This window comes from Aggregatilinea sp. (assembly GCF_036822615.1).
In the GTDB taxonomy this organism is placed as follows: domain Bacteria; phylum Chloroflexota; class Anaerolineae; order Aggregatilineales; family Aggregatilineaceae; genus Aggregatilinea.
The window spans coordinates 7764-19992 of sequence record NZ_DAISHJ010000095.1; the positions used below are offsets into that span (position 1 = coordinate 7764).

General features: G+C 64.1%; 8 protein-coding genes. 6 read left to right on the plus strand and 2 right to left on the minus strand.

The features are described 5' to 3' along the window. From V7116_RS19600 to V7116_RS19620, 5 genes are all read left to right on the plus strand, one after another. Window positions 1-692 (plus strand): nucleoside hydrolase (locus V7116_RS19600; RefSeq protein ID WP_324393660.1); only part of this gene is annotated, 692 nt, incomplete at its 5' end. A 35-nt stretch (window positions 693-727) separates the two neighbouring features. Beyond that, window positions 728-2863 (plus strand): ADP-ribosylglycohydrolase family protein, encoded by a 2136-nt coding sequence (locus tag V7116_RS19605; RefSeq protein WP_324393661.1) that lies wholly within the window; start codon window positions 728-730, stop codon window positions 2861-2863. After that, a complete protein-coding gene (locus V7116_RS19610) occupies window positions 2860-5073 on the plus strand; it encodes a beta-galactosidase (protein ID WP_324393662.1) in 2214 nt (737 codons plus the stop codon). The genes V7116_RS19605 and V7116_RS19610 overlap by 4 nt, the downstream gene beginning before the upstream one ends. Beyond that, a complete protein-coding gene (locus tag V7116_RS19615; RefSeq protein WP_324393663.1) occupies window positions 5073-5930 on the plus strand; it encodes a hypothetical protein in 858 nt (285 codons plus the stop codon). The genes V7116_RS19610 and V7116_RS19615 overlap by 1 nt, the downstream gene beginning before the upstream one ends. 102 nt (window positions 5931-6032) lie before the next feature. Then, a complete protein-coding gene (locus V7116_RS19620; protein WP_324393664.1) occupies window positions 6033-8021 on the plus strand; it encodes a glycoside hydrolase family 31 protein in 1989 nt (662 codons plus the stop codon). A gap of 115 nt (window positions 8022-8136) precedes the next feature. Here the strand turns inward: V7116_RS19620 and gnpA are convergent, their stop codons facing one another. Next, complete coding sequence (gene gnpA, locus V7116_RS19625) at window positions 8137-10347, minus strand: 1,3-beta-galactosyl-N-acetylhexosamine phosphorylase (protein ID WP_324393665.1); 2211 nt, start codon at window positions 10345-10347, stop codon at window positions 8137-8139. A gap of 113 nt (window positions 10348-10460) precedes the next feature. Next, entirely contained in the window at window positions 10461-11531 is a 1071-nt protein-coding gene (locus V7116_RS19630) for a LacI family DNA-binding transcriptional regulator (RefSeq protein ID WP_324393666.1), read from the minus strand. Between the two features lie 282 nt (window positions 11532-11813). On the opposite strand from V7116_RS19630, the gene V7116_RS19635 reads away from it, so the two are divergent. Further along, on the plus strand, window positions 11814-12229 hold a 416-nt coding region (locus tag V7116_RS19635; RefSeq protein ID WP_324393667.1), incomplete at its 3' end, for an extracellular solute-binding protein.

Consider the following 12229-nt stretch of genomic DNA (forward strand, 5'->3'; position numbering starts at 1 on the left):
ATGTCTTCCTCTTCATCGGCGACGGCATGGGCCTGCCGCAGATCAGCGCGGCCCGCTTCATCATCGAGCAGGCGCAGCGGCTGCCCGGCGAGCTGTCACTGGTCGCCATCGGCTCCCTGACCAACCTGGGCCGGGCGCTCCAGATCGAGCCACGCCTTCCAAACTGGATCCGCGACGTGACGATCATGGGCGGGCTGATCGAGCCGGAGAAGTTCCCCTGGCCGCCGATGTTCGAAACCAACCTGAACTGCGATCCGCTGGCGACGCAGTTGGTGTTTGCCGCGCCGTGGCCGATCACGCTCGTCCCGATCGAGGTGACCAGCCAGGTCTACCTGACCGCCGAGCACCGCGCCGCGATCCGCACCTGGGACAGTCCGCTGACCACCGCCCTCGTCGCGCTGATGGAACAGATGCAGGAGAGCTTTTCCACGCTTTCCAGCGAGGTAGGCATCACCGACGACTTCTACCAGGGGCGCACCTACCTGCACGATCCGCTGGCGGTCTATGCCAGCATCGCCTGCCAGTTCACCACCGTGCGCCGCATGGCGATCGGGCTGGACGTGATCGACGACGTGCTGCGCACCGTCGTTCAGCCGGACGGCGCGCCGACCATGCACGTCTGTGTTGACGTGGACGCCGGGCCGTTCGTAACCATGTGGATCGAGCGCGTCCGCGCGTTGGTGCGCGCCTGACTCATCCCTGCCAAAGAAAGAAGACTGAACCGGTTATGACCAACACGATTCTGGCAGAGCGTCCCGCGACCTACGCCGAAAAGGTTTACGCGGGCGTTCTGGGAAAAATCATCGGTGTCTATCTGGGGCGGCCCTTCGAGGGCTGGACCTACGACCGCATCACCCGCGAGCTGGGCGAGATCACCACCTACGTGCACGAGCGGTTTGGCCGCCCGCTGGTGGTCACCGACGACGACATTTCGGGCACGTTCACCTTCTTGCGCGCGCTGGCCGATCACGGCTACGACCCGCAGCTCACGCCCGAACAGATCGGGCAAACCTGGCTCAACTACCTGATCGAAAACCAGACCGTGCTGTGGTGGGGCGGCGTCGGCAACTCCACCGAGCACACGGCCTACATGCGCCTGAAACACGGCATCCCGGCTCCACGCAGCGGATCGATGGCGCTCAATGGCACGACCATCGCCGAGCAGATCGGCGCGCAGATCTTTATCGACGGCTGGGCCATGCTCGCCCCCGGCGATCCGGCCCTGGCCGCAGACCTCGCCAGACGCGCTGGCAGCGTCAGCCACGATGGCGCGGCAGTGCACGGCGCGCAGATGATCGCCGCGATGGAAGCGCTGGCCTTCACCGAGCCGGATCTGAACGTCCTGATCGACACCGCGCTGACGTTTATCCCGCCCGATGCCACGATTGCGCGCATGATCGCGGACATCCGCGAATGGCACGCTCAGTATCCCGACTGGCACACCGCGCGCGAGCAGATGCAGGCGCACTACGGGTACGATCGCTATCCCGGCGTGTGCCACATCATGCCCAACCACGGCCTGATCATTCTGGCGCTGCTGTACGGCAGCGACGACTTCGGGCAAACGATGACCATCGTCAACACATCCGGCTGGGACACCGACTGCAACGCGGCCAACGTCGGCTGCCTGTTGGGGATCAAGAACGGTCTGCGCGCGTTCGAGGGTGCGGTGGATTGGCGCGGCCCGGTGGCCGACCGACTCTATCTGCCCACCGCGGACGGCGGGCGGGCGATCAGCGACGCCGTCACCGAAGCGTACCACGTCATCGAGTCCGCGCACCGGCTGCACGATCGGCCCTTCACGCCCCCCAAGAACGGCGCGAAGTTCCACTTCGATCTGCCCGGCGCGGTGCAGGGCTTCCGTGTTGAGGAAGGCAGCGCCGGAGATGTAGTGAATGCGGAGGGGCACAGCCAGACCGGAACGCACAGCCTCGCCATTCACTGTCCTGCCGGTGAAGTCGGCCCGGTCTACGCCGCCACGCCGACTTTTATCCCGCCGGAAGCGATCGACATGGCCGGATATACCCTGCTGGCCTCGCCCACGCTCTACAGCGGCCAGGAGGTCACCGCGTGCCTATCGGCTCACGAGGACAACGCCGCCCCGCTCACTGTGGGCCTCTACATGCGTGTATACGGCACAAGCGATCGACTCGAACGGTGCGGCGGGCCCGAAGCGGTGCTGGCTCCCGGCGAACAGGCGACCCTGGTCTGGCGCGTGCCAGATACGCACGGCGCGCCGGTCGCCGAAATCGGCGTCGCAGTGCAGAGCAGCGCGACGCCCGCCGCGGCTTACCTGGACACGCTGACGTGGGGCGGCACGCCGGAGATCACCCTGGCGCGTCCGGCGGCGGATCGGATGATGTGGCGGCGCGCCTGGGTAGACGCCGTGGATCACTTCGAGGCGCAGTGGCCGGAAGCCTACCGCCCGATCCAGGATCACGGGCGCGGGATGCTGTCGCAGGGGACCGCCGACTGGCACGATTACCGCGCCTCCGCCGACATCGCCTCGCCGCTGGCGCAGGCGATCGGGCTGGGCGTGCGCGTGCAGGGGCTGCGGCGGTACTACGCGCTGCTGCTGGATCGCAGTGCCGGGGCGCGGCTGGTCAAAGTGCGCGATACGGAATCCATTCTGGCCGAAGCGGCCTACGACTGGTCGTTCAACACCCCCTATGCCGTCGCCCTGGAAGCGTGCGGTCCGCACCTGCGCGCCTGGATCGACGGCACGCTGATCTTCGATGTCGAAGATACGGACGCGCTGCTGCCAGGAGGTGGGGTCGCCCTGATATGTGAAGATGGCTGTCTTTCGACCGATGCCGTGCACGTCGTTCCCGTGTCACGAACTCAAGAAAGCGAGGCACAATGAGCAGCGAACAGACTGTACGCGTAGCCGGTGGGGGCCTCCTGATCGGCGAAGAAGCGCTGCCCCTCTACAGCGGCAGCGTGCACTACTGGCGGCACGAGCGCGAGCACTGGGCACGCGTCCTGGACGGCGTGCGGCAGATGGGCTTCCGCTTCATACAGACCTACATCCCCTGGAGCGCGCACGAAGTCGAGCAGGGCATGTTCGACTTCGGCCAGATCGATCCGCGCAAGGACGTCGCGGCGTTTCTCGACGCCTGCGCCGCCGCCGGACTGTACGTGCTGATCCGCCCCGGGCCGCACATCAATTCCGAGATCCCGTACTTCGGCTTTCCGCCGCGCGTGATCACCGATCCGCAGATCCAGATGCGAACCGCACACGGCACACCCGCCGTGCTGCCGCTGCCGGGCACACCTTTCACCGCCCCCAGCTATGCGAGCGAGGCGTTTTACGACGCGGTAGGCGACTATTTCGACGCGCTCGCCCCGATCCTGGTGCCCTACCTGTACCCGCGCGGGCCGATCGTGGCGATCCAGGCCGACAACGAGATGTCGCTCTTTTTTCGGCTGCGCTGCTATGACGTGGACTACCACCCCGCGTCCGTCGCCCTGTACCAGTCGTGGCTTCAGGAGAAGTATGGCAGCCTGGACGCGCTCAAAGCGGCGTACCGCCGCCCCGACCTGCAGCGCTTCGAGGATGTGACGCCGCCGTGCGCGTTCGACGCGCAAAAAGCCGCCGATCTGCCATATTACGTGGACTGGGCCGAATACCAGGAATATTACGTGCAGTATGGCATCGTCCGCACGCAAAAGATGCTTCAGGAACGCGGACTGACCGGCGTGCCGTACTATCACAACTACCCGGTCGCCACGCCGAGTACCCCCTTCCGGCCCGTGGCGCTCGAAGCCGAGCTTGAGATCGCGGGCGTCGATGCGTACCCGCTGCCGACGGAATATGCCGCGCTGAAGCGCGGCGTCACCTACATCTCGACCGTCAGCCACCTGCCGTTCATCCCCGAATTCGGGTCCGGCTCGTGGGCCTACTACCGCTCACCATCGGCGGACGAGGAGCGGTTCACCACGCGCACGGTCTTCATGCACGGCCTGCGCGCGATCAACTACTATATGCTGGCCGACCGCGACCGCTGGACCAGCACCCCGATCAAGCGCGACGGCGGCATCCGCCCCGACTATTTCCAGCTTTACGTCGACTGGAACCGCGTACTGGAGGATCTGCGATGGGACACTCTGCGTTCCGAGCGCGACGTGCTGGTACTGACGCCGCGCCTTTACGAGCGGCTGGCGTACACAGCCATCGAAGCCAGCTTCCCCAACCAGTTTTTAACCGATATTTACTACCGCCTCCCGGCAGACATCTTTGTCAGCGAAAAAACGCTCGACCTGCGCGACGCAATCCAACACCGCGCCCCGGCCTGGATGCAGGCGTTCGAAGTGGCGCTGCCCTCCGTGGGCGTGCCGTATGGGCTGGGTGACAGCGATCTGCCGGACGAGGCTCTGGCGCGGTACAAAGCAATCATCGTGCCGACCTTCGAATGGGCCGACGCACAGCTACTGGCGAAGCTGGAACGCTATGCGCGGAACGGCGGCAAAGTCCTCTGCGGACCGCGCTGGCCGCGCTATGACGAACAGGGCCAGCCGCTCGACGTGTGGCAGGACATGCCGCCCGCCCCAACATCCAGCGCGCCGCGCGTGGACTTTGGCGGCAGCGCATCCACCGGCCTGTGGGCGGAAGACGTCGATCTGTGGGATGAAAGCGGCGCAGCCTCGTTAGCGCTGGCGGCAGACGGCGAAGCGCCCAATGTGCCCTTCGCGCAGCGCGTCGCTTATGGCGCGGGGTCGATCACACTGGTTGCGGCGGCCTTCCCGCGCCTGGGCGCCATCGAAAACGGCACGCCCGCCGTGTATGCGGGCTGGGCGCCATGGCTGAAAGCGGTGCTGTCGGAGGCAGGCATCACGGCCCGTTGGCAGTGCAGCAATCCCGCGCTGGACGTAACCCTGCTCTCCGATCAAAAGCGCCGGTTGGTGTGCGTCGCAAACCCGCGCCAGGAAGCGCAAACCGGCACGCTGAGCATCCCCGACGTGCAATCCTGGCGCGACATCGACAGTCCCGGCGCGGCGGGCACAACCACCGGCAGCACCCTCATCGCGCAGCTTGAACCGTGGTCGGTCAAAATATGGGAGGTTAAGCGCTGATGTCCGGTTACCAACCCCAACAGTATACGCGCGAAGGCGGGCTGATGACGGGGCACATTGCGCTGCTCTCGCCGTGGGCCTCGTACATCGACGTGGAGCCGACTCAATGGCGGCGGCTGTACGATTGGCTGCTGCCCCCCAACCACGGCAATAACGATCTGTATATCCTGCACGACCAGGGCCAACTGCTGACGGTCAATCCCGTGTACGCCCGCAGCAAGTTCAACATCCCCGACCGGATCGAAAATCCGGCGGCGCTCGCGGAAACGCTGTACGCGCAGTGGCAGCAGGGCACGGTCGTGATCCTGGAACGCAACCAGTACCAGAGCTGGCTGGACGACATCCAGCGCGATGCGTGGCTGCCGGGCGACGATCTGCTGGCATACGGCCTCAAGGTCAAAGACTGCGCGCTGCGCTACGCGGAGGACGGCATCGTGCTCTACCCGTCGCCTTTCGACCGGTGGCACGACGTCCCGCCCGGTATGCTGACGAGCGTGGGGCACGCCCTGGCCCCGGACGCGGAGCGGCGCAGCGTGCTGTTCGCCGTGTATGATGGCGACGTCATCTGGACCAGCCTGATCCTGGGCGTTGAACAGGGGCAGGTCCAGTTCGTGACGACGCTGCCCGCCGACGCGTTGAACGTGCCGGGCGGAAACTGGAAGCAAGACTATCCGCGTCTGGTCTCGATCGCGGAGACCCTCGTCGGCCCGCTCCGGCTGGGGATCTTCTGCGAGCGCGCCACGTTCGAGTCGCTGGGGATCAGCCCGGCGCACTGGCAGGCATGGCGCGCGGCGCAGGAACGCGGCGACGTCATCAGCGCCCCGGTGCCCCTGAGCGCATTCAAGATTTCAGGCTAGCCGGGCCGATCCGCTCCGCCGAGCACCTTGAGCGAGTGCAGATCTCCGGGGAAGACGGGTCCCGGCAACCTTTGAACTGGTCCTACAGTGGGAGCAACAACGATGGGATTTTTCGCACGTGAAGCACACAGGCTGGTATGGCAGGAAAACCAGCATAAGGTATGGCTGCAAGCCTGGGGCGCGAACGGGCTGCGCGTCCGCGCCAATCTCGCCGGGCAGATCCTCGATCTACCCCAGGCCCTGCTGGACCCGGATGCCAGCGCGGAGGCCGAGATCGAGATCGGGGACAGCACCGCGAGCATTCGCAGCGGCGTGCTTCAGGCGACCGTCACACGGGACGGGCGGATCAGCTTCATCAACACCGAGACGGGCGAGACGCTGCTGGCCGAACGCGAGCGCGCGATGTATTACACGCCGCCCAGCCGCGACTTCAAGCGCCCACATGGACGCCTGTACCAGATCGAAGCGTGGTTCGAGGCGCAGCCGGGCGAGCGGTTTTACGGGTTGGGCCAGCACCAGCACGGCCAGCTCAACCAGGAAGGCTGCGTAATCGAGTTGCAGCAGCGCAACACCGAAATCTCCATCCCGTTCATGGTGTCCACGCGCAAATACGGTTTTCTGTGGAACAACCCCTCGATCGGACGCGTGGAGCTGGGACGCACGGCTACGCGCTGGGTCGCCAACGGCGCGCAGCAGCTCGATTACTACGTCACGTGCGGCAGCAGCTACGCCGAAATCCTGGAGCACTACGCGGACGCCACTGGCCATGCGCCCACCTTCCCTGACTGGGCGTCCGGCTTTTGGCAGTGCAAGCTGCGCTACGAAACCCAGGACGATCTGCTGAAGGTTGCCCGCGAATACAAGGCGCGCGGACTGCCGCTGTCGGTCATCGTGAGCGACTTTTTCAACTGGGCGCACATGGGAGACTGGAAGTTCCACCCCGAAGCGTGGCCCAATCCGGCGGCGATGGTGAGCGAGCTGGAAGAGATGGGCGTCAAGCTCATGGTGTCGATCTGGCCGACCGTCAGCCCGATCAGCGAAAACTACGCGACCATGACCGAGCACGGGCTGCTGATCAACAACGAGGCGGGCGTCGATGCGCAGCACGTGTTCGTCGATCACGACATCAATGGCCCGGCCTATATGGCGTACTATGACGCCACCAACCCCGAAGCGCGCGAGTTCATCTGGGAGACGATCAAGCGCAGCTACTACGCGCAGGGCGTCCGCCTGTGGTGGCTCGACAACGACGAGCCGGACATCAACCCGTGGATGCCGGAAAATCTGCGCTTCTACCTGGGGAACGGGGAAGAAGTCGCCAACATTTACCCGCTGCTGCACCAGATGGGCTTCTACGAGCACATGCGGGACGAAGGCGAAACCGAGATTCTAACCCTGTCACGCTCGGCGTGGGCGGGCAGCCAGCGCTATGGCGCGCTGATGTGGTCGGGCGACATCGCGTCAACGTTCGAGGCCCTTCAAGCGCAGGTGCGCTGCGGCCTCAACATGGCGATGAGCGGCATCCCGTGGTGGACGACCGACATCGGCGGCTTCCACGACGGCGACATCCGTACGCCCACCTTCCGCGAGCTGATGGTGCGCTGGTTCCAGTACGGCGTATTCTCGCCCGTTTGCCGGCTGCACGGCTACCGGCTCCCGGCAGACGAACCGGTGCCCGCCAGCGGCGCGGAGAACGAAGTGTGGTCGTTTGGGAACGAGGTCTACGCCATCCTGCGCGACCTGCTCGACCTGCGCGAGCGGCTGCGCCCGTACATCCACGCCCAGATGGAACGCGCCAGCGCGTCGGGCCTGCCGGTGATGCGTCCCCTGCTGGTCGATTTCCCCGACGATCCCGCGTGCGAAACCATCGACGACGAATTCATGTTCGGGCCGGAGATCCTGGTTGCGCCCGTGCTGCACGAAGGGGCACGCAGCCGCAAAGTATACCTGCCCCCCAGCACGCGCTGGACCGACGCCCATACCGGCGAGAGCTACGACGGTGGACGCTGGATCGACGCAAGTACCCCGCTCGACACGATCCCCGTTTACCTGCGGGCCGGGTCCGGCCTGGAGAGCGTGTTCCGACGCTAAACACGCCGTCTGAAACAGCATCTGTACAGGAAAAGCCCCGTAAGCAGTGTCACAGCTTGCGGGGCTTTTTTTGTTGACTTCTTGCGCACCCGATTGCGGTGTGCAAAAAGCGTGCTTACGACTCCTGCGGCAGCACGGGCAGATCCACCCATGCGGCGGCATATGGAGCCAGCACGATCTGCCGGACCGGACGGCCTTCGCCATCATACAGGGTCGTCGTCTGCTCGCTGGCGGACGCGTTCGCCACGACCGCCCACCCGCTCTGCGGGAACGCGGCGCAGTCGGTGTTGGGATTGGCCGAGAACCACCGCTCAAGCTGCTGTTCCTGGCGGCTGCTCCACAGCAGGGACCGGTATAAGAGGCGCGAGTTGTCGTGGCTGTAGGGCAGCCCGGCGAGGTAGACCGCACGCCCGCTGCCGAACTCGTGCGCCGCGATCAGCACATGGCCCTGCGGATTGGCCGCGACCACGTCCGTGGACGGATCGTCCACATAGACGTAGCTCTCCTCAACGCTAAGATCGACCGGCTGCGCCAGATCGTGCGTGATGAAATGCGAGGCGCACGGCGAAAACACCGGAGCCGCCGCGAGCGTGCTGCAGCCGCGCTCTTTTTCTACGCCCAGGACGTCGGAAAGCTGGAAGAACCACCCCTGAAACTCACAGGCGCTCGGATCTTCAATGCCGATGAATCCGCCGCCGCGATGAACCCATTCGCGCAGTGCGGTCGCAACCCGCTCGTTCTTCCAGTAGTACCCGCCGCTCCACGCGGTATTCGCCGGGCCGTTGTTGATGATGACGTCGATGTCTTCGGAAATGCCGTGCGCCTCGATGTCACTGAGGCTGAGGAACTCGACCTCGACCGGCAGACCGGCGAGGCATTCGAGGAAATTGGACCCCACCAGTTCCGTCACGTCGGGACGCCCGTTGTGGAACTTCTCCGCCGGGCCGACGTTGTTGATCCACGAGCGCAGCTTGCCCCAGGCATTGAGCACGCCTACTTTGACCGGCGCCGTATAGGGCGCGGTGTGCTGCGTCCGGTCTACCAGCGTGCGGAACTCGTCGCACAGTTCCGCGACGTGATCCACAAATTCAGGGAAGCGCAGCGTCACGCTCAAGTAGCCGCCGTAGCCGATGCGATCCACGCCGCGCCGGTACATCGCCCGGCGGATCTTGGCCCAGTTGCGCTGCGATTCGGCCAGGGGATTACCGTTGGGGCCAAACACATCGGGGAAAAAGTACGGGTACAGCCGGATCTCCTTGACCTGCGGGCCGGGCGAATCCGCGAGCCGCCGCAGCGCGACGCCGTCTTCGCACGCGCCGATGTTGATATCGATGCCCATTTCCTGAAAGTGCGGGCTGTAGGGTTCCACCCCGATCCAGTGATCGCCCCAAAAGATGGCGGCCTGTTTCCCCGCCCGGTGCACGCGATCGACCAGATCTTTGCCATAGCGCACCACGAAGCGGTGCACGAAGTCCATCCAGTCCCGGTACTGCGGAGACGGCAGGCGGTAGGTCGCGTTGTAGTACCCTTCGTCGGTGAAATCTTCGGGGCGAAGACGGTAGCCCATTTCCCGGGCGAAATCGTCGAGGATGCGCGGGCTGACGGCATCGGAATAGCCCAGCCAGTCGCGGTATTTGTCCTTGCCCGTCTCGTCCGAGTCCAGCGTGAAATGATAGGCCAGCGTGGTCAGCCGCACGATGTCGGTTTCCGCATGCTGCGCCAGCCACCGATCGAAATAGTCCATCAAGTGCGCGTAGGTATCGGGCAGATAGGGGTCCACGCTCATGACGGGCGGCGTCGTCCAGCCGTTCGTGAGGTGGTTGTACATCGACGTCGAGTCCCAGGTCTGGTACACCAGGAAGTTCACCGTATAGACATGAAACGGCCCGGCGGGATGCACGGTGACAGTCCCGACCTCGCGGTCGAAGCGCCAGCCGGACGGCTCCACGACCTGACCCGTGGTGCGATCGATGACTTCCCACCATGCCGCCGGATCGTGTTCTGCGTCAATTTCATACTTGGGCTTGAAGTAGCCGCGCAGCAGATCGATCTCGACCGTGTCGCCGGTCGCCGTGACGCGCTCGGACATCAGATACTTCTGCGCAAGCTGGTCGCGGTGCGCGTAGGCCCACTGCTGATCGGCGCGCACGAGGCAGATCGTGGAATAGACGCGGCGATCGATCCCGGCCAGCGCCGGGGACAGGCGCGTGCCGTCGCTGTCCCGGATGGCGTCCGCGCCCCATTTTTCGACCAGTTCCAGCACTTCCTTTTCTTTACCGGCTTCCGCCGGGAGTGTCACAAGGCCCGTTAGCTTGGCTGCAATCATGCTGTCCTCGAAGGTGTTCGATGAGTTGTGAAAATTAGAGTGTCAATACAAATTAACAAACTTCGAAAAATAAGCCCGGCGGACGTGCCATCGCCGGGGCTGTTTCCTGAGGGTTACCCTTTGGCGTAGTACCCGCACGACTCGCGGATCACCAGCTCGGTGGGCAGCACGACCGATACCGGCGTCTGGCCCGCGTGCGCATCCCGGTCGATGAGCATACGCACCGCCTGGCGGCCCAATTCACGCTTGGGCAGGCGAATCGTCGTCAGCGAAGGAACGAGATAGCTCGCCATCGCAATATCGTCGATGCTCACGATGGCGATATCCTCCGGAACGCGCAGCCCGTTCTCGTGCAGGTAGCGGATCACACCGCAGGCCAGCTCGTCGTTCGCGGTAAAGATCGCGGTGGGCGCAGGCGAAAGCGCCACCGCTTTTCCGGCCCGGTTGAACCCGGCCTGCGCGTCGTTGATCACGCGCACCGGAAACACGAGGTTCGGATCGTGCGGCAGCCCGGCTTCGAGCAGCGCCACGAGATAACCGGTCAGGCGCGCGTCTTCGGTCCCGATGTAAGCGATCCGCTGGTGGCCCAACGCGATCAGGTGAGACATCGCCTTATTCGCGGCGCTCTGCAAATCGGTCGTCGCGGAGGGGAACCGATCGTGCGCGTCCTCGGCAAACACCACGTTGTCGATCCGCTCGACGATGCGCTCCAACAGCGTACGATCCGCGTCGGATTTCAGCCCCTGGTTCGCCGCCAGAATGATCAGGCCAGACACTTCTTCGGGGTGGATCAGCTCGTTGAACAGCACCGGGTCTTTGAGCCGGTCCCAGAACTGCGTGAACCGCACGCGCTTCCCGGCTTCATAGGCTTCATCGAACATGCCAGCCAGCACCGCGCCGTAAAAGGCGCTTTCCAGCATCTCCAGCCCACCGCCCAGCACGATGCCAAACTCGATTAACTCGGTCGATCCCCACTTTTCGCGCATGACCATCTGGCGCTGCTTGTCGGGGCGGTAGCCCAGTTCTTCGATTGCATCGAGCACGCGCTGGCGGGTGTCTTCGGAAACGGAGCGCGGACCGTTATTGAGCACAAACGAGACCACCGACGGGGAGACGCCTGCCCGTGCTGCGACATCTTTTTGCGTGACGCGCCGGTAATCATTCTTTGGCCGGGGCTGGTTCATAAGTGTCTCGCTTCTTTCCGTTTGAATATCCGATGAGCGGTTCTGTCTAAATTATAGTTCGTGCAAAGTGCTTGACAGGTCATTTTTATTGAACTATAGTTAAATTGAATTGTCAATACAAATTAACACGTTGCACGAAAAGATGCCAATCTCCGGTCCCAACTCAAAAGGGACCTCATTGGGTGGCTTTGCCGACATTGCGTGGAGGTGCTTCGAAAAGACTTTTTTCCGGCGGCATCTGGCCTTCTCTTTTGTGTTCTCAATCATATTTGTGAGGAAACCATGTCAAACAAATTCACGCGACGACAAATGCTCAAGCTCACCGGCGGTGTAGCGGCGGGGACGGTCCTGGCCCGCTACGGTATGCTGCCCGCCTTCGCCCAGGACGGACTGCCGTTTTCCGTGGCCTCCGGCGCGGATAACCCATTCGGGATCGGCGCGGCTGAGGTGGACGGCCTGTTCTTCGAGGGCGGTTTCGGATCTGAGTACATCAAGAATGCCGCCAACTGGATGGAAACGCTGCACGACGGCGTGACGGTCAAGGTGTCGACCGCGCAGCAGATCACCGAAGCGCTGATGCCGCGTCTCATCTCCGGCGACGCGCCCGACGTCGTGGACGGCTCGAACACCGATACCGGCGCGCTGATCGCTGAAGGCCAATTGCTCGATCTCACGCCCCTGTTCGAAGCGCCCGCGCT